The 24,578-nt window shown below is 69.6% G+C and carries 20 protein-coding genes and 1 pseudogene; 13 read left to right on the top strand and 8 right to left on the bottom strand.

Features of this window, described 5'->3' with window-relative positions:
• Positions 1–420: 420 nt before the first annotated feature.
• Positions 421–1,344, bottom strand: coding sequence for a KPN_02809 family neutral zinc metallopeptidase (gene ypfJ, locus FOH10_RS17470; RefSeq protein ID WP_143981534.1), 924 nt, complete (start codon positions 1,342–1,344; stop codon positions 421–423).
• 190 nt (positions 1,345–1,534) lie between these two features.
• Here ypfJ and aspS point away from each other — a divergent pair, with 190 nt between their 5' ends.
• Entirely contained in the window at positions 1,535–3,328 is a 1,794-nt protein-coding gene (gene aspS / locus FOH10_RS17465; RefSeq protein WP_143981533.1) for an aspartate--tRNA ligase, read from the top strand.
• Between the two features lie 55 nt (positions 3,329–3,383).
• Here the strand turns inward: aspS and FOH10_RS17460 are convergent, their stop codons facing one another.
• Positions 3,384–4,616, bottom strand: a complete 1,233-nt coding sequence (locus FOH10_RS17460; RefSeq protein WP_143981532.1) for a hypothetical protein — start codon at positions 4,614–4,616, stop codon at positions 3,384–3,386.
• Positions 4,617–4,811: 195 nt separating this feature from the next.
• Here FOH10_RS17460 and FOH10_RS17455 point away from each other — a divergent pair, with 195 nt between their 5' ends.
• Positions 4,812–5,981: a phosphotransferase family protein gene (locus FOH10_RS17455; protein ID WP_143981531.1), complete on the top strand. Its 1,170-nt coding sequence runs from the start codon at positions 4,812–4,814 to the stop codon at positions 5,979–5,981.
• 77 nt (positions 5,982–6,058) lie between these two features.
• Here the strand turns inward: FOH10_RS17455 and FOH10_RS17450 are convergent, their stop codons facing one another.
• Complete coding sequence (locus FOH10_RS17450) at positions 6,059–7,714, bottom strand: alkaline phosphatase D family protein (RefSeq protein ID WP_244961255.1); 1,656 nt, start codon at positions 7,712–7,714, stop codon at positions 6,059–6,061.
• A gap of 106 nt (positions 7,715–7,820) precedes the next feature.
• Here FOH10_RS17450 and FOH10_RS17445 point away from each other — a divergent pair, with 106 nt between their 5' ends.
• Positions 7,821–9,167: a replication-associated recombination protein A gene (locus FOH10_RS17445; protein ID WP_029924364.1), complete on the top strand. Its 1,347-nt coding sequence runs from the start codon at positions 7,821–7,823 to the stop codon at positions 9,165–9,167.
• Between the two features lie 131 nt (positions 9,168–9,298).
• On the top strand, positions 9,299–9,874 hold the full coding sequence (locus FOH10_RS17440) for a Uma2 family endonuclease (protein WP_218007355.1): 576 nt from the start codon (positions 9,299–9,301) through the stop codon (positions 9,872–9,874).
• Between the two features lie 67 nt (positions 9,875–9,941).
• Here FOH10_RS17440 and FOH10_RS17435 read toward each other — a convergent pair whose 3' ends face one another.
• Positions 9,942–10,619, bottom strand: coding sequence for a CatB-related O-acetyltransferase (locus tag FOH10_RS17435; RefSeq protein ID WP_221937837.1), 678 nt, complete (start codon positions 10,617–10,619; stop codon positions 9,942–9,944).
• Positions 10,620–10,672: 53 nt separating this feature from the next.
• Between FOH10_RS17435 and alaS the strand changes: the two genes are divergently transcribed.
• The 5 genes from alaS to FOH10_RS17410 all read left to right on the top strand — a co-directional run bounded on the left by alaS (position 10,673) and on the right by FOH10_RS17410 (position 16,883).
• A complete protein-coding gene (alaS, locus tag FOH10_RS17430; protein ID WP_143981529.1) occupies positions 10,673–13,342 on the top strand; it encodes an alanine--tRNA ligase in 2,670 nt (889 codons plus the stop codon).
• Positions 13,343–13,455: 113 nt separating this feature from the next.
• On the top strand, positions 13,456–14,016 hold the full coding sequence (ruvX, locus tag FOH10_RS17425; RefSeq protein ID WP_029924369.1) for a Holliday junction resolvase RuvX: 561 nt from the start codon (positions 13,456–13,458) through the stop codon (positions 14,014–14,016).
• Positions 14,013–15,479: an endolytic transglycosylase MltG gene (locus tag FOH10_RS17420; protein WP_143981528.1), complete on the top strand. Its 1,467-nt coding sequence runs from the start codon at positions 14,013–14,015 to the stop codon at positions 15,477–15,479. Before ruvX ends, FOH10_RS17420 begins: the two co-directional genes overlap by 4 nt.
• A complete protein-coding gene (locus FOH10_RS17415; protein WP_425326088.1) occupies positions 15,454–16,281 on the top strand; it encodes a shikimate dehydrogenase in 828 nt (275 codons plus the stop codon). The genes FOH10_RS17420 and FOH10_RS17415 overlap by 26 nt, the downstream gene beginning before the upstream one ends.
• Before the next feature lie 95 nt (positions 16,282–16,376).
• Positions 16,377–16,883: a B-4DMT family transporter gene (locus FOH10_RS17410; protein WP_186000517.1), complete on the top strand. Its 507-nt coding sequence runs from the start codon at positions 16,377–16,379 to the stop codon at positions 16,881–16,883.
• A 118-nt stretch (positions 16,884–17,001) separates the two neighbouring features.
• Here the strand turns inward: FOH10_RS17410 and aroB are convergent, their stop codons facing one another.
• From aroB to FOH10_RS17390, 4 genes and pseudogenes are all read right to left on the bottom strand, one after another.
• Positions 17,002–18,120 (bottom strand): 3-dehydroquinate synthase, encoded by a 1,119-nt coding sequence (gene aroB, locus FOH10_RS17405; protein ID WP_143981527.1) that lies wholly within the window; start codon positions 18,118–18,120, stop codon positions 17,002–17,004.
• Positions 18,121–19,400: 1,280 nt separating this feature from the next.
• Positions 19,401–19,886, bottom strand: a pseudogene (locus tag FOH10_RS17400) (shikimate kinase); the annotation flags it as partial.
• Between the two features lie 86 nt (positions 19,887–19,972).
• A complete protein-coding gene (gene aroC / locus FOH10_RS17395) occupies positions 19,973–21,178 on the bottom strand; it encodes a chorismate synthase (RefSeq protein WP_143984158.1) in 1,206 nt (401 codons plus the stop codon).
• A gap of 60 nt (positions 21,179–21,238) precedes the next feature.
• On the bottom strand, positions 21,239–21,871 hold the full coding sequence (locus FOH10_RS17390; RefSeq protein WP_143981526.1) for a prepilin peptidase: 633 nt from the start codon (positions 21,869–21,871) through the stop codon (positions 21,239–21,241).
• A 169-nt stretch (positions 21,872–22,040) separates the two neighbouring features.
• Between FOH10_RS17390 and FOH10_RS17385 the strand changes: the two genes are divergently transcribed.
• From FOH10_RS17385 to FOH10_RS17370, 4 genes are read left to right on the top strand one after another with little or no spacing between them, the layout of a single operon-like run.
• Positions 22,041–23,162 (top strand): M24 family metallopeptidase, encoded by a 1,122-nt coding sequence (locus tag FOH10_RS17385; RefSeq protein ID WP_143981525.1) that lies wholly within the window; start codon positions 22,041–22,043, stop codon positions 23,160–23,162.
• Between the two features lie 34 nt (positions 23,163–23,196).
• Positions 23,197–23,760, top strand: coding sequence for an elongation factor P (gene efp, locus FOH10_RS17380; RefSeq protein WP_029924386.1), 564 nt, complete (start codon positions 23,197–23,199; stop codon positions 23,758–23,760).
• A 19-nt stretch (positions 23,761–23,779) separates the two neighbouring features.
• Positions 23,780–24,298: a transcription antitermination factor NusB gene (gene nusB / locus FOH10_RS17375; RefSeq protein WP_039815178.1), complete on the top strand. Its 519-nt coding sequence runs from the start codon at positions 23,780–23,782 to the stop codon at positions 24,296–24,298.
• The gene (locus FOH10_RS17370; protein WP_221937836.1) at positions 24,299–24,556 is read left to right on the top strand and encodes a YciI family protein; all 258 of its coding nucleotides are present in this window, start codon (positions 24,299–24,301) and stop codon (positions 24,554–24,556) included.
• The last annotated feature ends 22 nt before the right edge of the window (positions 24,557–24,578 follow it).

The following is a 24,578-nucleotide window of genomic DNA, read 5'->3' as shown; positions in this document are numbered from 1 at the left end:
GAAGGGCCGCCGCTGCGCGACCCGCGCACGACCGGCCCCGCTCAGAACGCCGCAGACTCACTAACCTTCCCGATCACAACGTGACAACTGATCTCGCACCGCTCGGGGTAACTCACCGCGTACGCCCGAAATCGGATCGGCATACGACCGTTGGCACGTGCATGAGTGTCGACGGCAAGCAGACGACCATCAGCACGCACGGGTCTCGACGGCTCAGCCGTGCATTGAGGTCGATAGTCGCGGCGTGGCGGGCGAACGCGCTGACGTCGCGTGCGGGCGGCAGGTGGGCACACGACCGCTCGCACGCGCGTGCACGTGTCGCAACGGCTCAGTCGCGTGCCGAAGTCACGGAGACGTGGGCGAGCGCGTTGATGTCGTGGTGCGGGTGTGCGTGCTGAGGTCGCGGGGGAGTCCGGCCCGCTAGCGCAGTGCGGGTGGGTTGCGCAGGTCGCGGGCCGAATAGGTGTCGCAGGCCGCGACTTGGCCGGTCTTGTAGCCCGCCAGGAACCACTTCTGGCGTTCCTCGGCCGAACCGTGCGTCCACGCTTCGGGATTCACGCGGCCGGTGGCCTGCTCCTGGATGCGGTCGTCGCCGACGGCGGCCGCGGCGGAGAGGGCGTCGTCGATGTCCTGGTCGGTGAGTGGTTTCAGGAAGGGCTGGGTGCTGCCGGGCGCGTTCTGCTTGTCGGCGTAGTAGGCCCAGACGCCGGCGTAGCAGTCGGCCTGGAGTTCGGTGCGCACGGCGCCCGATTCGGGGCCGCGGGGGTCGCGCTGGGCGCGGCCGAGGTCGCCGAGCAGATTCTGGATGTGGTGTCCGAACTCGTGGGCGACCACGTACTCCTGGGCGAGCGGGCCGGTGCTCGCGCCGAAGCGAGTGCTGAGTTCCTGGAAGAACGCGGTGTCGAAGTAGGCGGTCTGGTCGGCGGGGCAGTAGAACGGGCCGACGGCGGAGGACGCCTGCCCGCAGCCGGTGTTCACCACGCCGGAGAACAGCCGCACCGCGGGTTCGGTGTAGCGGCGGCCGGTCTGCTGGCCCAGTTCGTCGTCCCACACCGCGTCCAGGCTCTGCACGGTCAGCACCACCCGGCAGTCGACGTACTTGTTGGCGTCCGCGCCGGTGCGGCAGTGTTCCGGCGTCCCCGCCACACCCTGGTCGGTCTGCCCGTTCTCCGCGCCGGTGAACTGGCCGAGCACCGATCCCGGATCGCCGCCGAGCAGCAGCGTCACCACCAGTGCGATGAGACCCACCGCACCACCGCCCAGGACCAGCCCGCCGCCCATGCCGGGACCGCCGCCGGAGGAGACCCGGTCCGGGTCGATCTGCATACCTTCGTTGAAGGTCATCGTGCTAGCTCCCGTCTGCGGTCGCCTCGATACTGCGGCAGGACATCAGGATTGAGCGGATCGGAAATCCGCCGTCTTACAGCTTGGCACGGGGAGGTGGATATCGGTTTCCACTCCGGCGACGTGTCTCTCTACGATGGACCCGGCGCCTGTCACTCTCCGGCGCCTCGAATCCGTCGAAAGGACTCCCGTGCTGCGCACCCACTTGGCTGGTTCGCTGCGAAGCGAGCACGCCGGTCAGACCGTCACCCTCACCGGTTGGGTGGCCCGGCGGCGAGACCACGGTGGCGTGATCTTCATCGATCTGCGCGACGCGTCGGGTGTCTCGCAGGCGGTGTTCCGGGAGGGCGAGCCCGCCGAGCAGGCGCACAGGCTGCGCAACGAGTACTGCGTGCGGATCACCGGCGTGGTCGAGGACCGGCCCGAGGGCAGCGGCAACCCGAACCTGCCGACCGGGCAGATCGAGGTGAACGTCAGCGAACTCGAGGTGCTCAACGAGGCCGCGCCGCTGCCGTTCCAGCTCGACGAGACCCCCGGTGAGGAGGCCCGGCTCAAGTACCGCTACCTGGATCTGCGCCGCGAAGGGCCCGGACACGCCATCCGGCTGCGGTCCAAGGTCAACGCCGCCGCCCGCGACGTGCTGGCCAAGCATGCCTTCGTCGAGGTCGAGACGCCGACCATGACCCGGTCCACCCCGGAGGGCGCGCGCGACTTCCTGGTGCCCGCCCGCTTGCAGCCGGGCAAGTTCTACGCGCTGCCGCAGAGCCCGCAGCTGTTCAAGCAGCTGCTCATGGTGGCCGGTGTCGAGCGGTACTACCAGATCGCGCGCTGCTACCGCGACGAGGACTTCCGCGCCGACCGGCAGCCGGAGTTCACCCAGCTCGACATCGAGATGAGCTTCGTCACCCAGGAGGATGTGATCCTGCTGGCCGAGGACATCCTGGTGGCGCTGTGGAAGCTCATCGGCCACGAGATCGCGACGCCGATCCCGCACATGACCTACGCCGAGGCCATGCGCCGCTTCGGCACCGACAAGCCGGACCTGCGCTTCGGCGTCGAGATCACCGAGATGGCGGAGTACTTCAAGGACACGCCGTTCCGGGTGTTCCAGTCGCCGTACGTGGGCGCGGTGGTCATGCCCGGCGGCGCGAGCCAGCCGCGTCGCCAGCTCGACGCCTGGCAGGAGTGGGCCAAGCAGCGCGGTGCGAAGGGCCTGGCCTATGTGCTGATCGGCGAGGACGGCGAACTCAGCGGTCCGGTGGCCAAGAACCTGAGCGAGGCCGAGCGCGAGGGCCTGGCCAAGTTCGTGGGCGCGAACCCGGGCGACTGCGTGTTCTTCGCCGCCGGTGAGGCCAAGTCCAGCCGGGCACTGCTGGGTGCGGCGCGCGGGGAGATCGCCCGCAAGTGCGGTCTCATCGACGAGAACGAGTGGGCCTTCGTCTGGGTGGTGGACGCGCCCATGTTCGAGCCCGCCGCCGACGCCACCGCCAGCGGCGATGTGGCGCTGGGGCATTCGGCCTGGACCGCGGTGCACCATGCCTTCACCTCGCCCAAGCCGGAGTTCCTGGACACCTTCGACACCGATCCGGGCGCGGCGCTGGCCTACGCCTACGACATCGTCTGCAACGGCAACGAGATCGGCGGCGGCTCCATCCGCATCCACCGCGGTGACGTGCAGGAGCGGGTGTTCAAGGTGATGGGCATCAGCCATGAGGAGGCGCAGGAGAAGTTCGGCTTCCTGCTCGACGCCTTCCAGTACGGCGCCCCGCCGCACGGCGGCATCGCTTTCGGCTGGGACCGCATCACCGCCCTGCTCGCCGGCGTCGACTCCATCCGCGAGGTCATCGCCTTCCCCAAGTCCGGCGGCGGCGTCGACCCCCTCACCGACGCCCCCACCCCGATCACCCCGCAGCAGCGCAAGGAAGCGGGCCTGGACGTGAAAGTCGACGAGAACGGCGTCCCGATCGTCGAGGGCAAGAAGTAGCCGCTGCTCGCGGCCGAGAACGTGCGGTGGGTGCCCGGCACCCACCGCGCGTTTTCTACAGCGGGGCGACCAGGCCGCCGGTCAGGGTGCGGTAGGCGTAGGTGACGGCGATGGCCGATACCGGGCCGGCGACCAGTAGGCCCAGGCCGCAGAGGAGGGCGCCGATGGTGGTCATGACCGCGACGACCAGGGCCAGGAGCACGGTGGGGACCGGGTTGCGGATGACCAGCTGGGCGCTGGACTTGATCGCCTCGATGGGGCTCATGTCCTCGTCGATGACGAAGTTCAGAGCGAACATGCACAGCACGCCGACGATGACCGCGGGGAAAACACAGGCCAGCGAGGCGATGAAGCAGCCCACGAGGACGATCAGGGCGGTGAGCAGGACGTTGCCCGCGTTGACGAAGCCGAAGAAGGAGGGGAAATCGGTTGGGGTGCCGTCCGTTTCGTAAAGCGCGCCGCGGATCATGGCGGCCTGGAGCAGCCAGACCATGAGCGAGGCGATGGCGAAGACCAGCAGCACCACCGACAGCGATTGCACGTCGGCGATATTCACCAGCAGCACGACCACCAGGTAGGCGATCAGCCCGACCATGACGATGCCGAGCCACGGAACGGGATTGAGGCGGAACCGATCCCAGCCGTAGGCGATGGCGCGGCCGACGTCGAGCTTCTCGCCGGTGGCGTGGTGCGGTCCGCCCGGCTGGGCGGAACCGACGGAACCCGGAGCACCCGGCGGCGGACCCGACGGGGTCGTGCCGGGCGGCATCGCGCCCGACTGTGCGGCGGCACCCGGTTGGGTCGGGGCACCGTAGGGCTGGCCCGCCCCGTACTGCTGGCCCGGGGCCTGGCTCGACCCGTAAGGCTGTCCCGCGGGTTGGCCCGTGCCGTACGGCTGCTCCGCGCCGGGCTGGGGCGCAGCGCCGTAGGGCTGTCCGGTGCCGGGCTGCGGTGGCTGTCCCTGCGACGCGCCCGACTGCGGGGGTTGGCCGTAGCCGGGTGGCGGCGGCATACCGGTATCACTCGAGCTGCCCTGCGGCGGCATGGGTGGCGGCGGCTCCACGGGCTCGCTGCCGTACTGCGCCGCGCCCGGCCCCTCGAACTGGGGGTAGCCGCGCGGGCCCGGCATTTCGTGGCGGCCGTGCTCGGGACCGTTGCCCGAACCCGCCGAATGCGGTGTCGGCTCGGTGTTTTGATGGTGGCCGGAACGGGTGGGTTGCCGCTCATCGCCCTTCTGTGAGGGTGTTTCGTCCGATTCGTTCGGTGTGGCGGGCGGTGTGCCGGTCATCGTCACGGACCTTTCACATTTACCGGTTTACGGTGTGGCGCACAGCAGTTGAAGATGAGACAACCGGACCGTAATGGTTGTGTCAAGCAACCAGCGCCGTGTGGGCAAACCCTTGACGCGGACACGCCGAACGACGCGCGAAAGGTTGCGCAACCGCTCGCTGAAAGTGACCTGGAGCGAGTAACTTGGGACGCGATGACCGCACTATTGGCCGAACGCGCCGCCGAAGTCGTGTCCGCGGTACAACAGTTGCTCACAAAGCGAATGGGTGCTCCGGTAAAGCTGAGTGATCCTATGGAGCTCAGCGGTAGTGGTAGGACGACAGTCCTACGCGTGCGTGTTGCGGAGAACGCATTTTCACTTCCGCGAACCCTGATCATCAAGCAGGTTCGCGGTGCCGCGCAGGAGCGACGCACCGGAGGTATGGCCCCCGGTGTCGCCAGTATCGACTCGGCATTCCTCCGGGAGGCGGTGTCGTACCAGTTCACCACCGCACTCGGACGCGACCACCGGCCCGGGGCGTACCTACTCGGCTACAGCCTGCCCGACCGCCTGCTCATCCTGAGCGACCTCGGGGAGAACTCTCCGCTCACCGCGGTGCTCCAGGCCGGGCAGGAGCCCGCCGGGCGCAATGCCCTCATGGCATTCGCGCAGGCGCTGGGCCGCATGCACGCCGCGACCGTGGGCCGCGAGGCCGATTTCGTCGCCCTGCTACGCCGTGTCGACGTGGTGCACCGTGTCGACGGCATCGCCCAGCAGGCCGAATCCGCCGTCGCCGAGGTGCCGCTCATGCTGCAGCGCGAACTCGGCATCGACGTGCCGGGTGAGATCGCCGAGCGCATCGTGCGCGGTAACCGGCTGTTCTCCGCGGGCCGCTACCGCGCGTTCAGCCCCTCCGACCTGTGCCCGGACAATGTGATCCTCAACGAGGAGGGCGCCCGGTTCCTCGACTACGAGTGGGGCGGCTTCCGCGACGCCACCCTCGATATCGCCTACGCCCTGGTCTCCTTCCCCGGCTGCCTGTGCGATGTCGAACTGTCCCGCGAACGCGCGCGGCAGATGGTGGAGGCGTGGCGCTCCGAGGTGGTGGCGGTCTGGCCCTCGCTCGCCGACGACGAGGTGCTGGCCGAGCGCATTCTCGAGGCCCGGCTCATCTGGGTGTGGCTGTCGACCTACTGGTTCCTGCCCGCCGACCACACCCGCATCGCCGCCGCGCGCGAACACGGACTCTCGATACCGCGCTCCGCCGCCCTGATCAACCGCTGGGCCGCCCTGGCCGAGGACGCCCGCTGCATCGGCGACGACACCCTCGGCGACTTCGCCGAACATGTGTCGGCGACCCTCGAGGAGCACTGGGAGGAGTAGGGCGTTCGGATCGCCCGCCGCCCGGCGGGCTCCGCCCAGCTCGTCCCCGCTGCGCGCGGCGGGCGGGCCGCACGGCGTCAGTCGAGCAGCGGCGCGGTGCGTGGCTCGATACGCCCGCCTCGACGGACGGCGAACGAAGCACCGTGGCGCACACCGGTACTCGGGTCGGCCACATCGCCGACGTAGAACCAATCCATCTGTGCCTGCTCGGCGTCCACATGCAGCACGCCGTATCCGTGTGAATCCACCTCGACGTAGCGCAGGTGCCGGTTCACCGATTGCAACGCGCCCTCGGCGGCCACCGAGACGGTGCGCGGCGGGGTCCGCATGATGTCGCCGACACTCTGCGAGGTCACCGACGGTACGACGAACTCCGCGCCCGCCGTGGGGCTCGCCGGGTAGGTGGCCGCGTCCAGCGGCAGGTCGGCGGCCCAGGAGGAATGGATATCGCCGGTCAGGAAGACCACATCGCCGACCTGGTTGTCGGTGATCGCGGTGAGCAGGCGCTTGCGGTCGGCGGTGTAGCCGTCCCACTGGTCCAGGTTGGCGGGAATGCCGCCCTCCGGAATGCCGATCAGCTGGGTGAGCGCGGCGGTGGTGGCCGGATCCAGCGGCGGGAAGACCAGCGGCGCGATCATGACCGGATTGCCGACCAGCTTCCAGGTCACCGGCGCGGACACCAAACCATTGGTGACCCAATCCATTTGGGCCGGGCCGGTGATGCTGCGGTCGGGAGCGTCCACCTGTCGCCAGCCGGGGCCCGCCGTCACCTGCTGGGTGCGGTAGCTGCGCAGATCCAGCATGGACAGTTCGGCCAGCGTGCCGAATCGCAGCCGCCGGTAGAGGCGGCCGTCGGCGCCCGCGCGCACCGGCATCCATTCCAGATACGCCTGGAGCGCGGCCGCCCGCCGCTGCTGCCAGTCGCCCTCCGCACCCGGTGTGTGGTTCTCGGCCCCACCCGCCCACGCGTCGTTGGCGGTCTCGTGGTCGTCCCAGATGCAGATGAACGGCAATGCGGCGTGCAGGTTCGTCAGATCGGGGTCGGTCTTGTACTGGGCGTGGCGAATGCGATAGTCGGCCAGCGAGACGATTTCGTGTGCGGGCTCGTGCAGCCGCGCGGAGCCGAGTCGGCCACCGTACTTGCCCGCCGCGTATTCGTAGAGATAGTCGCCGAGATGGACGATGGCGTCCAGATCGGTGCGGGCGGTCAGATGCCGGTAGGCGCTGAAGAAACCGGCCTCCCAGTTGGCGCAGGAGACGACGCCGAAGCGCAGCCGGTCGGGGGTGTCGCCGGTGGCGGGGGCGGTGCGGGTGCGGCCGACCGGCGAGGTCTGACCCAGCGCGGTGAAGCGGTAGTGGTAGTCGCGACCCGCGGCCAGGCCCGAGACGTCCACCTTCACGGTGTGATCGGAATCGGCGGTGGCCGTGTGGGTTCCGGAGGCGACGACGGTACCGAACCCCTCGTCGGTGGCCACCTCCCAGCGGACCCGCACCGGCTCGCCCACCCCGGAACCGGGCGTGGCCGCGGCCGACGGGGTGACGCGGGTCCACAGGATCACCCGGTCCGGCAGCGGATCCCCGGAGGCCAGACCGTGCTGGAACACCGGATGTTCGGCGCGGGCCGTGGCCCTGGTGAGCAGGGTGGCCGCGACCGCCGCGGTGCTGCCGGTGAGTACGGTGCGTCGGTCGAGCCGGGCGGAGTTGATCTCGGGGAGAGGCACGGCAACGATCACACCCGATCGCTATGCCCGAGGCAAACTTGGACACGTGAACAGTCGGTGACGGGCCGCGGACCTGCGCGTGGCGGATGTGTCGGGGTGCCTCGGTAGGGTTTCGCCTGTGAGTGAAGGGCTGTTCGACGCGCCAGGGGCCGAGCCGGTGTCCGACGAGTACACGTCGTCCTCGCCCACCGCCGACCGCTTCGCACCCCTGGCCGTGCGCATGCGGCCGCGGAGTCTGGACGAAGTGGTCGGGCAGCGGCATCTGCTCGGCGCGGGCTCACCGCTGCGCCGGCTCATCGAGGGATCCGGTGCGGCCTCGGTCCTGCTGTTCGGCCCGCCCGGCACCGGCAAGACCACCCTCGCCTCGCTCATCTCGCAGGCCACCGGGCGGCGCTTCGAGGCGCTGTCCGCGCTGTCGGCGGGGGTCAAGGAGGTACGCGCGGTCATCGATGTGGCGCGGCGGCGGCTGCTGCACGGCGAGCAGACCGTGCTGTTCATCGACGAGGTGCACCGGTTCTCCAAGACCCAGCAGGACGCCCTGCTCGCCGCCGTCGAGAACCGCATCGTGCTGCTGGTCGGCGCGACCACCGAGAATCCGTCGTTCTCCGTGGTGTCACCGCTGCTGTCGCGCTCACTGGTGCTGCAACTGCAATCCCTCACCGCCGACGAGGTGCGCGAGGTGCTGCGCCGGGCGGCCGCCGATCCGCGCGGTCTGGCGGGGGAGTACACCGTCACCGACGCGGCGCTCGACCACATCGTGCGCATCGCGGGCGGCGACGCGCGGCGCGCGCTCACCGCCCTGGAAGCCTCCGCCGAATCCTCGCTGGACGGAACCGTCGACGTGGACCTGGTGGAGGCCAGCGTCGACAAGGCCGCCGTGCGCTACGACCGCGCCGGTGACCAGCACTACGACGTGATCAGTGCCTTCATCAAATCGCTGCGTGGCTCCGATGTGGACGCGGCCCTGCACTATCTGGCCCGCATGATCACCGCGGGCGAGGATCCGCGATTCATCGCCCGCCGCTTGATGATCCAGGCCAGCGAGGAGGTCGGCATGGCCGACCCCACCGCCCTCCAGACCGCGGTGGCGGCGGCCCAGGTCGTCCAACTCGTCGGCATGCCGGAAGCGCAACTCGCGCTCACCCAGGCCACCATCCACATCGCCACCGCCCCCAAATCCGGCGGCGTGGTCAAGGCCATCGGCAAGGCCATGTCCGACATCTCCGCGGGCAAGGCGGGCGCGGTGCCCCCGCACCTGCGCGACGGCCACTACTCCGGGGCCAAGGCTCTCGGAAACGCCCAGGGCTACAAGTACCCCCACGACCACCCCGACGGCGTCCTCACCCAGCAGTACCCACCCGACGAACTGATCGGCGTCGACTACTACGAACCCACCGACCACGGCTACGAACGCGAGATCGGCCCCCGCGTCACCAAACTCCGCCGCATCGTCCGCGGCAGGTGACCGAGTCGCGTGTCCATCGTGTCGCCGTGGCGAGCCGTTGTGAAAGACTGTCTTCGCAGCACACTGGGGCATACGGTGGCCGTGTCGACAATCCGATGCGGCCGACGGAATGGAGGGTTTCGGTGACCGCCATGGCTGACCGACCGCAGATGCTCGTCGAGGATTTCGAAGAACTTGCGCGACTCGCCCAGCAAGCGGGTGAGGGGATCAGGCTCGAATTCATCTACGGCAAGCTGGGGGTCAAGCCGGTGCCCGACGGCGATCATGTCGAGATAGTCCAGTGGCTGATGGAACACGTCTTCCAGCAGCGGCCCGATCTGTCGATCTATCCGGGAAACGAGTTGAAGGTCGAGGCGTATCGAGGAGGCCGGGCAATTCCCGACGCGGTCATCGCGCCGAAGCGTTCGTTCGCAGGTCAACCGCTCTGGAAGAATCCGGATCCAGTTCTGTTGGCTGCGGAGGTAACGTCATTTGATTCGGATACCGACCGTCGTGACCGCGTGCAGAAGCCGCGTGCCTACGCGGAAACGGGAATCCCGGTGTACCTCTTGATCGACCGTGACGCTGCGGAAGTCGTGGTGTACAGCCGACCGGTCCGGTCGGTGTACTCCTCGATCATTCGTCTCCCGTTCGGTGAGCGAGTCGAACTGCCGGAGCCGATCGGAATCACGCTGGATACCGAGCCGTTGAAGGATTTCGTCCGCTGAGGCGATGCGTGTCCGATGCCCGTACACGGAGCGTGGGTAGGCATCGGCGGCATCGCTGGCGCGTGTGTTACGGCGTGATCAGCCCGTTCTCGACCGCGATCTTCTCGATGTCACGCGGGGTGCCCGCCATGATGGCGCGCACGTGCGTCGTGATGAGTTCGACCGGCCAGTTCCACCAGGCCGCGCGGAGCAGGCGGGCGACGTCCTCGTCGGGGTAGCGCTGTTTGACCGGTTGGGCCGGGTTGCCGCCGACGATGGTGTAGGGCGGAACGTCGGTGGTGACGACCGCGCCGGTGGCGATGACGGCACCGTCGCCGATGCGGACGCCGGGCATGATCAGAGTGTTGTAGCCGAACCAGACGTCATTGCCGACGACGGTGTCGCCCTTGCTGGGGATGGACGTGATGATGTCCATGGTCTCATCGGCCCAGGTGCCGCCGAAGATGGTGAAGGGGAAGGTGGATACGCCCTGGGTGGGGTGGTTGGCCCCGGCCATGATGAAGCGGGTGCCGGTGGCGATCGCGCAGAATTTGCCGATCACCAGTTTCTCCGGGCCGAAGGCGTACAGCACATTGCGGTTCTCGAAGTCGGTGGCCGCGTCCGGATCATCGAAGTAGGTGTACTCGCCGACCTCGATCTTGTCGGATTCGACGTGCGGCTTCAGGAAGACGGTCCGGTCGGTATGCGGCAGTGGAAAGGGCGCTGATGGGTCCGGGATCACAGTCACCCCGGCGATGGTAGCCATCCGGCGGTGGTCGCCGAAAACCCGCTGGACCGGCAACGGTAGGCTGGATAGTTGTGCAGACCCACGAGATTCGACGGCGCTTCCTGGAGCATTTCGTTCGTGCCGGACACACCGAGGTACCCAGTGCCTCGCTGGTCCTGCCCGACCCCAACCTGCTGTTCGTCAACGCAGGCATGGTCCAGTTCAAGCCGTATTTCCTGAGCCAGGAGGCACCGCCGTACACCCGGGCGACCAGCGTGCAGAAGTGCGTGCGCACCGGTGACATCGAAGAGGTGGGCGTCACCACCCGGCACAACACGTTCTTCCAGATGGCCGGAAACTTCTCCTTCGGCGACTACTTCAAGGAGGGGGCCATCACCCTCGCCTGGGAGCTGATCACCAAGTCCCAGGAAGAAGGTGGCTTCGGCTTCGACCCCGAGCGCATCTGGGTCACCGCCTACGAATCCGATCCGGAGGCGGCCGAGATCTGGCACCGCGTCGCCGGTATCCCCACCGAGCGCATCCAGTTCCGCGACGGCAAGGACAACTACTGGGATATGGGCGTGCCCGGTCCCGGCGGCCCCTGCTCGGAGATCTACTACGACCGCGGTCCGGAATACGGTGCGGAAGGCGGCCCGGTCGCCGACGAGGACCGCTACCTCGAGATCTGGAACCTGGTGTTCATGCAGGACATCCGTGGTGAGCAGAGCCCCAAGCAGGGCTTCCCGCCGGTCGGTTCGCTGCCCAAGAAGAACATCGACACCGGTATGGGCGTCGAGCGCGTCGCCATGCTGCTGCAGGGCGTGGAGAACGTCTACGAAACCGACCTGCTGCGCCCCATCATCGACAAGGCCGAGCAGCTGACCGGCCGCTCCTACGGCGTGGAGCACGCCGACGACGTGCGCTTCCGCGTCATCGCCGACCACGTGCGCAGCTCCGCCATGCTCATCGCCGACGGCGTGAACCCGGGCAATGACGGTCGTGGCTACGTGCTGCGCCGCCTGCTGCGCCGCATCGTGCGCTCGGCCCGCCTGCTCGGCGCGGAGAAGCCGGTGATGGCCGAATTCATGAAGGTCGTCAGCGATCTCATGGCGCCGTCGTATCCGGAGCTGTCCACCGACTACAAGCGCATCGAGACGGTGGCCGTCGGCGAGGAGACCGCCTTCCTCAAGACGCTGAACACCGGCTCCAAGCTGTTCGACGAGACCGTCGAACAGCTGAAGGCCCAGGGCGGCCGGAAGATCGCCGGTTCGGACGCCTTCACCCTGCACGATACCTACGGTTTCCCGATCGATCTGACCCTGGAGATGGCGTCGGAGGCCGGGCTCGAGGTGGACGAGGCGGGCTTCCGCTCGCTCATGGCCGAGCAGCGCCAGCGCGCCAAGGAGGACGCCGCCGCACGCAAGCACGCCCACGCGGATCTGTCCATCTACAAGGAACTGGTCGACCGCGGCGCGACCGAGTTCACCGGGTTCGACGAACTGACCTCGGAGGCAACGGTTCTGGCGCTCATCGCCGACGGCGTGCGGGTGCCGGTGGCCGAGGCGGGCACCGATGTCGAGGTGATCCTGGACCGCAGCCCGCTCTATGCCGAGTCCGGCGGTCAGATCGCCGACCGCGGCACCATCACCTCCTCGCACGGGTTGAGGGTGCGCGTCAACGATGTGCAGAAGATCGCCAAGAAGCTGTGGGTGCACAAGACCACCGTTGAGGCCGGGCAGCTCACCGAGGGCGATACCGTGCTGGCCCAGGCCGATCCGGCGTGGCGGCGCGGCGCGACCCAGGGCCACTCGGGCACCCACATGGTGCACGCCGCGCTGCGGCAGGTGCTCGGCCCCAACGCGGTGCAGGCCGGTTCGCTCAACAAGCCCGGCTATCTGCGGTTCGACTTCAACTGGCAGGGTCAGCTGACCGAGCAGCAGAAGGCCGATATCGAGGCCGTGTCCAATGACGCGGTGGGCGCGGACTACGCGGTGAACACCTTCGTCACCGATCTGCCCAAGGCCAAGCAGATGGGCGCGCTGGCCCTGTTCGGCGAGAACTACGGCGACGAGGTGCGCGTGGTGGAGATCGGCGGACCGTTCTCCATGGAGCTGTGCGGTGGTACGCACGTGGCGCATTCCTCGCAGATCGGCCCGATCACCGTGCTCGGCGAGTCCTCGGTCGGCTCCGGTATCCGCCGCGTGGAAGCGTTCGTCGGCTTGGACTCCTACAAGTACCTGGCCAAGGAGCGGGCGCTGCTGGCCGGTGTGGCCTCCTCGCTGAAGGTGCCCTCCGACGAGGTGCCTGCGCGGGTGGAGCAGTTGGTGGAGCGGCTCAAGGTTGCCGAGAAGGAACTCGAGCGCACCAAGATGGCCGCCGTGCTGTCGAGCGCGGGCACGTTCGTCGACGCCGCGCAGCGCGTGGGTGAGGTGCTGTTGGTCGCCGAGGCCGCGCCCGAGGGTGTGGGCGCGGGTGATCTGCGCACCCTGGTCTCCGATATCAAGGGCCGCTTCGGCACCCAGCCCGCCGTGGTGGTGCTGCTCGGCAATGCCGACGGCAAGGTGCCGTTCGTGGTCGCGGTGACCAAGGCCGCCCAGGAACTCGGCATTGCCGCCGGTGACCTGGTCGACTCGTTCGGTCCGTCCATCGCCGGACGCGGCGGCGGCAAGCCGGAGATGGCGCAGGGCGCGGGCTCGGACCCGTCGGGAATCGCGGCCGGGCTGGCCGCGGTGCGGGCACGGGTGGCCGAGCTCGCGGGCTGATGGCCGAATCCGATTCACCACGGTCGGGCGTCCACGGCGACGCCCGACCCGTACCGGGCGCGGCTGCGCCGGGGGTCGTGCCGGGCGCGGATCCGGGCCGGGACGCGCCGGGCGTGCCGCATCGTGAACCGGCGTCCGGATCGACATCCGGATCGGCGTCGGCAACAGCGCCGTCACGTCCCGACCTCGCCCGGGATCCGGGTCGAGGGCGGCGGATCGGCATCGATGTCGGCACCGTGCGCATCGGCGTCGCGGCCTCGGATCCCGACGGCATCCTCGCCACGCCCGTGGAGACCGTGCAGCGGGCGAAACAGATACCCAAGGGTGCGATTGCCCCCGAACTCACCCGCATTGCGGATATTGTGCGGGAGTACGAGGCCGTCGAGGTGATCGTCGGTCTGCCACGCACGCTGCGCGGAGAGAACGGATCGTCGGCCAAGCTCGCCACCGTATTCGCTGAGCGTTTGCGGAGACTGATAGCTCCCGTCCCGGTGCGGCTTTCCGACGAACGTTTGACTACGGTGTCTGCTGCACGCGCCTTGCGGGACAGTGGAGTTCGCGCGCGCGGGCAGCGGCGGGTCATCGATCAGGCGGCCGCCGTATCGATCCTGCAAGGCTGGTTGGACGAACGGAGTGCGCTTGTGAAGTCGGTCGACCGCGGGGATGATGCATGACGGACCGCTGGACTCGAGCCGAGGAACGCTACCGGCAGGACGCCGAGCGTCGATACCGCCGCGACGATCTCGACTGGGACGAGGTGGCCGACGACTACGAGGACGACACCACCGTCATCCCGCGCTACACGGATGCGGACGAGCCGCCGCGGCGAAACACCATGCGCCGCGCCGGAGACCGCTCCCGGCGCGCCGAAACCGGCTCGGAGACAGGGACTTCCGGACGGCGCGTGGGAGCGCGCGCCGGTGGCGCGGGTGGCCGCTCCGGCTCCCGCTCGGGCACGCAGCGCGGCCGTCGCTCCTCGCGGGTGGCCTCGCGCAAGGCGGCCGAGCGCAAGCGGCGGCGGCGCAATATCTGGATCTTCACCTTCGTCTTCGCCGTACTGTTCGCCGGCGCCGCCGGATTCGCGCTGCTGAAGGTGATGAACCGGTACACCCCGCCGGAGGACTTCGCCGGTCCGGCCGGTCCGGTCGCGGTGGTGCGCGTGCAGCCGGGCGAAACGGCCAACGAGATCGCCGAAACCATGTACGACAAGGGTGTCGTCGCCAGCACGGCCGCCTTCTACGAGGCCGCGGTCAAGAACGACGGCATGAACTCGCTGCAACCCGGCTACTACGCCATCCCGACCCACAGCCCGGCCGCCGACGCCGTGGCCGCCCTGGTCGACAACTCGTCGCGGGTCGGGAATGTGGTGCTGTCCGAGGGGCGGCAGCTGCACGACTCCACCGATGTGCACACCGGCGCGCGCAAGGACGGCATCTACCGCAAGATCGCCGACGCCAGCTGCGTATCCGGCAAATGCGTCAGCTACGAGCAGTTGGAGGCGGCCGGCGCGAGCGATCCGGTCGCGCTCGGCGTGCCGGAGTGGGCCCTGGAACGGGTGCGCACCGTACCCGACCGCAGCCGTCAGCTGGAGGGGCTGATCGCCGCGGGCACCCTGGACTTCGATCCCAGCGGCACTCCCGAGCAGATCCTGAAACAGCTGGTGTCGGAGAGTGCCGCGCGGTACGAGGAGACCGGCCTGCTGCAATCCGGCGGCGCCAACGGCCTCACCCCGTACGAAACCCTGGTCGCCGCCTCGCTGGTGGAGCGGGAAGCCCTGCCCAACGATATGTCGAAGGTGGCGCGGGTCATCGTGAACCGCCTGGAGGTCGGGCAGCCGCTGCAATTCGACTCCACGGTCAACTACACCCTGGACAAGACCGAGGTGGCCACCACCGACGCCGACCGGGCCCGCGAGACACCGTGGAACACCTACGCCATGTCCGGCCTGCCCGCCACACCGATCTCCGCGCCGTCGCTGGATGCCTTGCGCGCCATGGAGAATCCCGAACCGGGGCCGTGGCTGTACTTCGTGACCATCGACAAGCAGGGGACCACCCTGTTCACCGAAAGCTACGGTGAGCACCTGCGCAATATCACCAAGGCCCAAGAAAGTGGAATTCTCGACAGTGGACGGTGAGGTTCGCCGGGCGGCCGTACTGGGCAGCCCGATATCGCATTCGCGTTCGCCGCAGCTGCACCTGGCGGCATACCGCGCACTCGGCCTGGACTGGACCTACGAACGCGTCGAATGCACCGCGGAACAGCTGCCCGGCTTCGTCGACGGACTCGGACCGGAATGGGTGGGCCTGTCGGTGACCATGCCCGGCAAGGTCGCGGCCCTCGACTACGCCACCGAGCGCACCGACCGGGCCGAACTCGTCGGCTCCGCGAACACCCTGGTGCGCACCGACACCGGGTGGCGCGCGGACTGCACCGATGTGGACGGCGTGCGCGGCGCGCTCGAAGGCGGCGGCGTCGTGGAGGTGGCGCGGGCGGTGGTGCTCGGCGCGGGCGGTACCGCGCGACCCGCCCTGCTGGCGCTGGCCGAGCTGGGCGCGCACACCGTCACCATTGTCGCCCGGGACCGGGGGCGGGCGGCCGACACCCTGGATCTGGCGGCGCGACTCGGCATGTCGGCCGAGGTCATCGGCTTCGATCCAGAGGCACTGGGATTCGTGTGCTCCGATGTCGACGCCGTGGTCAGCACGGTGCCCGCGGCCGCGGCGGCGACCGTGGCGGATGCCGTCGCGCAGGCGCCGGTGGTGCTCGACGCCATCTACGATCCGTGGCCGACGCCGCTCGCCGACGCCGTGGCGCGCGCCGGGCACACCGTGGTGAGCGGGCTGCAGATGCTGCTGAACCAGGCATACGGTCAGGTGGAGCAGTTCACCGGGAAGCCGGCTCCGCGCGCGGCCATGGCGGCCACCCTGGAAGCGTGAGCGGCACCGTCACGGCCGCGACGCTGCGTGAATGAGCGAGATTCTGTAACGGGTTCCAGTTCAGTGTCGGGGCCGGACAGGCTAGGGTGATCGACATGAATGCGTGGGTGTTGCGCGCCGTGGGTCTCGGAGCGCTGACCGTGGTGCTGCGTACCGTGCTCGGCTTCGCCATGGTGTACTGGCCGACCAACGGCTCCTGGATGCGCCCGCTGGGGCTACTCGTCCTCATCGCCGCCGTCATCGCCTGGGGCCACCTCGACGGCCGCGCCGACGCCACCTCCGGGACCGGCGACGACCTCACCATGCGCTGGCTGAAGGCGGGTCTGGCGGGCGGCATCGGCGGCGGGGCGGTCGCCTGGCTGCTCGACTTCCTGCCCGAATTCGACCTCGGCGATCAGGGCCTGCTGTTCGAGCTCACCTTCGGGGCGTCGTTCATCGTCCTGCTGATCTTCATCCCCGGTGTGCTCGGCGTGGCGCTCGGCCGCTACCTGGTGCGGCGCAAGGAGAACACCGGCGGTTCCGCCACCGGCACCGGTGCCGATGCCGACGCCGGTGCCGATGCCGACACCGTCGCGCTGACCAAGGACTCCGCCAACGCCTGAGTGGCGGAACACCCGTCGGCCGCCCCACGCTCGCGTGCGGGCGACCGATTCGTTTCCGGCGGGCGGTGCCGCAACCGGTGGTTCCGCGGCGTGGAACCGGCCGCGGAACCCATCCCGCTCAGAGCAGAATCGCGCTGCCGCCCGGATTCTCGTTGCGGGCGACCGCGGAGTAGGCGGCGGCCATGAGCGAGGGGTCCGGACCCTCCAGGCGGCCCGGCTTGGCGAGGCCGTCCAGGACCACGAAGCGGATGACGCCGGAGCGGGTCTTCTTATCGGTCTGCATGGACTTCAGCAGTTCGGGCAGCGCGTCGGCGTCGTAGCTGATCGGCAGGCCGATGCTGGACAGGATGGCCGCGTGGCGGTCGGCGGTGGCGTCGTCGAGCCGGCCCGCCAGGCGGCCCAGTTCGGCGGCGAAGACCAGGCCGACCGAGACGGCCGCACCGTGACGCCACCGGTAGCGCTCCCGGCGTTCGATGGCGTGGCCCAGCGTATGTCCGTAGTTGAGGATCTCGCGCAGGTCGGATTCCTTCAGGTCGGCGGCCACCACATCGGCCTTGACCTGGATGGCGCGCCGGATCAGTTCGGGCAGCACCTCGCCGGTCGGGTCCAGCGCGGCCTGCGGATCACGCTCCACCAGATCGAGAATGACCGGATCGGCGATGAAACCGGCCTTGATGATCTCGGCCATGCCCGCGACGATCTCATTGCGCGGCACGGTTTCCAGCGTCGCCAGATCGACCATGACGGCGGACGGTTCGTGGAAGGAGCCGACCAGATTCTTGCCCGCCTCGGTATTGATGCCGGTCTTGCCGCCGACCGCCGCGTCCACCATGGCCAGCAGCGTGGTCGGCACGTGGATGATGCGCACGCCGCGCATCCAGGTGGCCGCCACGAATCCGGCCAGATCGGTGGCCGCGCCGCCGCCCAGGCTGATCACGACATCCTTGCGGGTCAGGCCGATCCGGCCCAGCACCTCCCAGCAGAATCCGGCCACCGCCAGATCCTTACCGGCCTCCGCATCCGGAATCTCCACCCGGTGCGCGTCGATCCCCTTGTCGGCGAGGGCCTGTCGCACCACCTCGGCGGTCTCGGCCAGCGGCGGCTGATAGAAGATGGCCACCGTCCGCACCCCGGACTTCCCGGTCACCTGCTCGACCAGATCCCCCAGCAGCCCCCGCCCGATGATCACCGGATACGGGTCGGCCGTGCGGACGTCGATACGGGTCGGCTCGCTCATCAGTGCTCCGATTCTTCTCGTGCGAATTGTGCTGGGCTCTCACCCGTTTCCCGCTGCTCGGCCCGAGCCTCCCGGGCCCGCCGCGCCCGCGCCCTGCGCGCCCGCGCCCGCCGGGACCGCCCCGGGGGAGCGGCGTCGGCAGCGCCGCTGGCGTCGTGCTCCGGGACGCCTGCCGAGGTGCGTCCTGTTGTCGGCTCGCCCGCACTGTCCGACCGTAGCCGGGTACGCGGTTCCGCCACAGCGGGACCGGGCGTCGAGCCCTCGTGTGCTGTGATCGGATCACCGCCGACCGAGTCGGTGCCGGGGGACCCCTCGTGGCTGCGGAGTCGGTGGCGACTGTAGGTCGAATCCCGGTCACCACCAGGCGCATTCACCGTGGTTCGACCGGAACTGTCGGCTGTGCGGGCGGGTGTGTTCGGGCTGTCGGGGGCGTCCGCTGTCCCAGCCGACGCCTGCGACATGCCGAACGGGCGATCGGCCCTGGACTCGATATCGGAGGCACCGATCTGTTCCGGCCGTCCGCTCCGTGGCTCGGGCGATGTCGGCTGTGCCTGCGTCGTGCTGGGACGGTGTGCAGAACGTGCGGACTGGGAACCCGGGGCTGGGCCGGATGCCGCTGCGGGGGTGGGTATTCCGGTGGCGGCCGGGCCGGTGGGGCGGGTCGCGCGGCGTGATCGACGGCGGTGACCGGTGGGGCGCGACGACGTCGCGGTGCTGTCGCCCGGTCGGTTCGCTGTGTCGCTCGTGCCCACAGTGGGCGTGGCGGCCGGGGTGGGGGTGCGGCCACTGTCCCGGCCGTGGTCGGGCGTGGTGGCCGGGCCGCTCGAGTCGGTCGCGGCACCGGTTCCCGGGGTCACCTCGGGGGTGCGGCGGCGGCGCGAGCGGCGGTTGCGGCGTTTGCGCTTCGGCGCGGCGGCGTCGGCACCTTGGCCGGACGGTTGGTCGCGGTGCTGGGCGGTCCCGGGGGTTGCGGGGGAGGAACCCGAATCCGTTACGGCGGCAGGTGGAGTCGTGCCGGGCGAAGCAGCGGTGGCTGAGTCTGTGCGGGCAGGCGTGGCGTGGGTCGCACCCGAGGTGGCCGGGTCGGAACTGTCAGGGGCCGCGGTGACTGGATCCGCGGTGCTGTGGGCCGAGGCGGCGTCGGTGGTGGGTGCGGTGGTCTGTGCTTCGCTTCGGCCGCGTCCGCGGCGGCGTCGGCGGCGGGCGCGGGAGCGGCCGCTCGGGGTGGGAGTGGGTCCGGTGGGTTCGGTGGGGTCCGGCTTCTCGGTGGGTTCGATGCCGAGTTTGGCCAGGATCATACGGACGACGCGGCCGGGGCTGCGGCCGTCGGTGCGGACGCGGATGGTCGCCACCTCGCGGTAGAGCGGGCGGCGGATCTTCATCAGCTCGCGGTACTTCCCGGCCGGATCGTCGCCGGTGAGCAGGGGGCGGTTGGTGCTGGCACCGGTGCGCCGGAGTCCTTCGCCCACACTGATTTCCAGGTAGATGACGGTGCGGCCGCGCAGCACTTCGCGAGTGGCGGCGGACAGCACCGACCCGCCGCCGAGGGAGATGACGCCGTGCCCGGCGAGGACGGCCTCGCGGACCACCTCTTCCTCGATCCGGCGGAACTCGGGTTCACCGTCGGCGGCGAAGATCTCCGGGATGGTGCGTCCGGTGCGCTCCTCGATACCGGCGTCGGTGTCGTAGAGTTCCAGCCCGAGTTCGCGGGCCAGCTTGCGGCCGATGGTCGATTTGCCCGCACCGGGCGGACCCACCAGCACCACCGAGAGTGCGTGCGCTGCCGTCCCGGTCGTCGATTCCGTCTCCGTCGGGGCCGCGGCGGCGGCCTCCGACGGATCGGTCGCATCGGTCACTGCGGTGTATTGCCCGGAATGTGCGGCCGGGCGTTGATGCGCTTCAGGTAGCTGTTGAGGTTGTCGACGGTCTCGGCCAGCGAGTCGCCACCGAACTTCTCCAGCGCGGCCTGCGCGACCACCAGGGCGACCATGGCCTCGGCCACCACACCCGCGGCGGGCACGGCGCACACATCGGAGCGCTGGTGAATGGCCACGGCCTCGCCGCCGGTGGACATGTCGACGGTGGACAGCGCCCGCGGCACCGTGGAGATGGGCTTCATGGCCGCCCGCACCCGCAGCGCCTCGCCATTGGTCATCCCGCCCTCGAGTCCGCCCGCGCGGTTGGTCGAGCGCAGCACGCCGTCGGGGCCGGGCTTCATCTCGTCGTGCGCCTGGCTGCCGCGGCGGCGCGCGGTCTCGAAACCGTCACCCACCTCGACACCCTTGATGGCCTGAATCCCCATGAGGGCGGCCGCGAGTCGCGCGTCGAGACGATCCTGGCCGCTGATGAACGATCCCAGACCGATGGGCAGGCCCTCGATCACGACCTCCACCACACCGCCGAGGGTGTCGCCGTCCTTCTTGGCGGCCTCGATCTCGGCGATCATGGCGGCCTCGGCGTCGGCGTCGAACGCGCGCACCGGGCTGGCGTCGATGGCGTCGAGATCGGCGGCGGAGGGCACCACGCCGGTGGTGTTGGCCGCGGTGCCGATGGACACCACATGTGAGATCACCTCGACCCCGAGGGCCTGGCGCAGGAAGTTCTTGGCCACGGTGCCCGCGGCGACGCGGGCGGCGGTCTCACGGGCGCTGGCGCGCTCGAGCACGTTGCGAGCGTCGTCGAAGCCGTACTTGAGCATGCCCGAGTAGTCGGCGTGCCCGGGCCGCGGCCGGGTGAGCGGGGCATTGCGCGCCAGCTCGGCCAGTTCGGCCTCGTCCACCGGGTCGGCGGACATGACCTGGGTCCACTTGGGCCACTCGGAGTTGGCCACCTCGATGGCGACCGGGCCGCCCATGGTCTTGCCGTGGCGCACCCCGCCGACCATGGTGACCACATCGGCCTCGAACTTCATGCGCGCGCCGCGGCCGTAGCCGAGGCGGCGTCGGGCCAGCTGCGCGGCCACATCGGCGGAGGTCACCTCGACACCGGCCACCATCCCCTCGAGGATCGTGACGAGAGCAGGGCCATGGGATTCTCCGGCAGTTATCCAGCGCAACACGGGCACCATCTTTCCATGGGAATACCGTCGCACCGACATGCGGTCCGGCATACGGCGACGTCAGCGTGTCAGCATGATCGCCGCCACACTCGCCGCGCACATGGCGGCACCGTGCGCGAGGGTTGCTGGCGGTACGGCGACGACAGGCGACATCGGCCGCGGAAGGCCGCGCTCCGCTAGCTCCGCACGCGGGCCGATCAGGCTGTCCCCGGGTGCTGCCCGGCGCGGACCGCCGACCGGTGGCCCGCCCGTGCGGCGCGGATGTGCCACGGGATCGACCGTCGCCCACGTCCACGCCGGTGCGCCCACGCGTCCGCACCGGCCGCCGGGGCGTGCCCGGGCGGCCAGCAGGGTGCCCGCGCCCGCGAGGGCGGTGAGCAGCGGTGCGGTGATGGCCGCCCACACCCACGCCTGTGCGCCCGCGAGCGCGCTGGCGCCGCCCAGGCCGAGGGCGAGTTTCACATCCCCGGCACCGAGTGCGGACGGCATCGTCAGATGAATCAGTAGGTAGGGGGCCGCCAGCAGCACAGCGCCGACCAGTGCGACCGCCCACCGGCCGCCGAGCCAGGCGTAGCCGAACACCACCGCGGCGCCCGGCAGCGTCAGCAGGTTCGGCAGCCGCCGGTGGCGTAGATCCGCGGTGCTGAGTGCCACACACCAGGTGAGAAGTCCGAGCAGCGGGATCGGGTGCATGTCTACGAGACTGCCGCGCCGCATGCCCGCGCGGGCGCCCCGAACGCGAATTGTGGACAACCACCTCGGATGTGGACAACCTCTGTTCCCCTCGGCGACCCCCGTCGTGACCGGGTGGGTCCACGTGTTGCGGGTCGGTGTCGCGGCGTGTCGGCTGTAGCTTGGACGCATGGCTGATCACGATCCCGGCCCGCGCCCCAACTACGCACTGCGGCGGGCCGCGCTGCGGGACCTGCTGGTGGAGAACCGGGTCGACGCGCTCCTGGTGACCGACCTGATCAATATCCGCTACCTGACCGGATTCACCGGGTCCAATGCCGCGCTGCTGGTGTACGCCTGGGACACCACCGAGGACCGCACCGTCATCTGCACCGACGGCCGCTACCGCACCCAGGTGGCCGAGCAGTCGCCGGATCTGCGAGCGGAGATCAACCGGGCCAGCGCGCGTCGCGTCGTCGAGATCGCGGGGGAGTGGCAGACCGGCCGCGTCGGCTTCGAGAGCCACATCGTCACCGTCGAGCAGCATCGCGCCTTCCTGGCCCAGGCCACCGGCCTGGATCTGGTTCCGGTCTCGGGCCTGGTCGAACAGCTGCGGATGGTCAAGGACGCCTTCGAGGTGCACCAGCTCGCGGCCGCCTGCACCGCCGCCGACACGGCGCTGGCCGCCTTATTGGAACGCGGCGGCCTGCGTCCCGGTCGCACCGAACGCCAGGTGGCCCGCGAACTGGAATGGCTCATGTTCGAACATGGCGCGGAGGCCGTGGCCTTCGAGACCATCGTGGCCACCGGCGTGAATTCGGCTGTCCCGCATCACCGCCCGACCGGAGCGGAACTGGCCACCGGCGATTTCGTGAAGATCGACTTCGGGGCGGTGGTGGGCGGCTACCACTCCGATATGACCCGCACCTTCGTGCTCGGCCACGCCTCGGACTGGCAGCGCGAGATCTACGACCTGGTGCTGCGCGCCCAGCGGGCCGGCCGCGAGGCGCTGGCGCCGGGAGTGGCGACGAAGGCGGTGGATGCCGCCTCCCGCGCGGTCATAGAGGAAGCCGGCTACGGCGAGCTGTTCGTGCACGGCCTCGGACACGGCGTCGGCCTGCGGATCCACGAAGCACCCGGAATCGCCAAAACGGGCACAGGTACACTGCTGGATGGCGTGGCGGTGACCGTCGAGCCAGGTGTGTATTTCCCCGGCCGCGGCGGCGTCCGGATCGAGGATACGCTCGTGGTTCGCAAGGGGGGCCCCGAACTGCTCACCCACACCAGCAAGGACCTGACCGTCGTCGACTGACGCGGTTGCCCGACTATGAGGAGATCCGAAGACAGTGGCGGACACCAGCGACTTCAAGAACGGCCTCGTGCTGAAGATCGACAATCAGCTCCAGCAGATCGTCGAATTCCAGCACGTCAAGCCGGGTAAGGGTCCCGCCTTCGTGCGCACCAAGCTGAAGAACGTCGTCTCCGGCAAGGTTGTCGACAAGACCTTCAACGCCGGTGTGAAGGTCGAGACCGCGACCGTCGACCGTCGCGATATGACCTACCTCTACCACGACGGCTCGGACTACATCTTCATGGACGGCGAGACCTTCGACCAGATCCACCTGGGCGAGAACATCGTCGGCAAGGCGGGCGGCTTCCTGCTGGAGAACATGGGCGTGCAGATCGCCATGTACGAGGGTGAGGCGCTGTTCATCGAGCTCCCCGTCTCCATCGAGGTCGAGGTCACCCACACCGAGCCGGGCCTGCAGGGCGACCGCTCCAGCGCGGGCACCAAGCCCGCCACCATCGAGACCGGGGCCGAGGTGCAGGTGCCGCTGTTCATCAATGTCGGCGACAAGCTGAAGGTCGACACCCGCGACGGCAGCTACATCAGCCGCGTCAACTCCTGACGCGCGGATAATGGTGACCGTGGCCGATCAGCCCGTGGACAAGAAGTCGAACTACAAGAAGCTGGGTGCGCGGCACAAGGCGCGCCGCCGCGCGGTGGACCTGCTGTTCGAGGCCGAGGCGCGCGACATCGACCCGGCGGAGCTCACCGCCGAGCGGGTGACGCTGGCCCTGCGCGATGACGCGGTCGCGCCCGTGAACCCCTACACCCGGGTGCTGGTCGAAGGCGTGGCCGACGATCTGGACCGGGTGGACGCCACCATCGAGTCCTACCTGCAGGATTGGACGCTGTCGCGGCTGCCCGCCGTGGACCGCGCCATTCTGCGGGTGGCGGTGTGGGAGCTGTTCCACGCCAACGACGTTCCGCCGGTGGTGGCCGTCGACGAGGCGGTGGAACTGGCCAAGGAGCTGTCCACCGACGACTCCCCGTCCTTCATCAACGGTGTGCTCGGCCGCGTGGTGGAGGTGGCGCCGCAGGTGCGCGCCGCCGCCGCGGCCACCCGCGCCAGCGCCCCCGCCGACCCGTCCGACGAGGCGTAAGTGCGCAAATATCTCGTACTGGCCATGCGCACCCCGCGCTTCGACCGGTCCGTCGTCGAACCGCATCGAGCCTGGCTCGATGCGGTTCGTTCGCGTGGACAGCTCGTGGAGACCGGCGCGTTCACCGACGGCTCCGGCGGCGCCTACGTGATCACCGCCGAAAACCTGGACGCCGCACGCGAACTCGTCCACACCGATCCCATCCACACCACCGGGTCCTCGGAACTGACCGTCTACGAGTGGGAGATCACCGGCTGACCGCGGCCCGAATCCCGGTCTG

Origin of the sequence: Nocardia otitidiscaviarum (assembly GCF_007362295.1) — a bacterium.
In the GTDB taxonomy this organism is placed as follows: Bacteria; Actinomycetota; Actinomycetes; order Mycobacteriales; family Mycobacteriaceae; genus Nocardia; species Nocardia otitidiscaviarum.
The sequence above is the reverse complement of the archived record's forward strand: the minus strand, read 5'-3'. Positions and strand labels throughout refer to the sequence as shown.

Bases quoted from the DNA above. Each gene is read 5' to 3' on its own strand.
- ypfJ (WP_143981534.1), bottom strand. From the start codon at position 1,344: ATGACCTTCAACGAAGGTATGCAGATCGACCCGGACCGGGTCTCCTCC.
- FOH10_RS17460 (WP_143981532.1), bottom strand. From the start codon at position 4,616: ATGACCGGCACACCGCCCGCCACACCGAACGAATCGGACGAAACACCC.
- FOH10_RS17455 (WP_143981531.1), top strand. From the start codon at position 4,812: ATGACCGCACTATTGGCCGAACGCGCCGCCGAAGTCGTGTCCGCGGTA.
- FOH10_RS17440 (WP_218007355.1), top strand. From the start codon at position 9,299: ATGGCTGACCGACCGCAGATGCTCGTCGAGGATTTCGAAGAACTTGCG.
- FOH10_RS17435 (WP_221937837.1), bottom strand. From the start codon at position 10,619: ATGGCTACCATCGCCGGGGTGACTGTGATCCCGGACCCATCAGCGCCC.
- FOH10_RS17420 (WP_143981528.1), top strand. From the start codon at position 14,013: ATGACGGACCGCTGGACTCGAGCCGAGGAACGCTACCGGCAGGACGCC.
- FOH10_RS17410 (WP_186000517.1), top strand. From the start codon at position 16,377: ATGAATGCGTGGGTGTTGCGCGCCGTGGGTCTCGGAGCGCTGACCGTG.
- aroB (WP_143981527.1), bottom strand. From the start codon at position 18,120: ATGAGCGAGCCGACCCGTATCGACGTCCGCACGGCCGACCCGTATCCG.
- FOH10_RS17390 (WP_143981526.1), bottom strand. From the start codon at position 21,871: ATGCACCCGATCCCGCTGCTCGGACTTCTCACCTGGTGTGTGGCACTC.
- FOH10_RS17385 (WP_143981525.1), top strand. From the start codon at position 22,041: ATGGCTGATCACGATCCCGGCCCGCGCCCCAACTACGCACTGCGGCGG.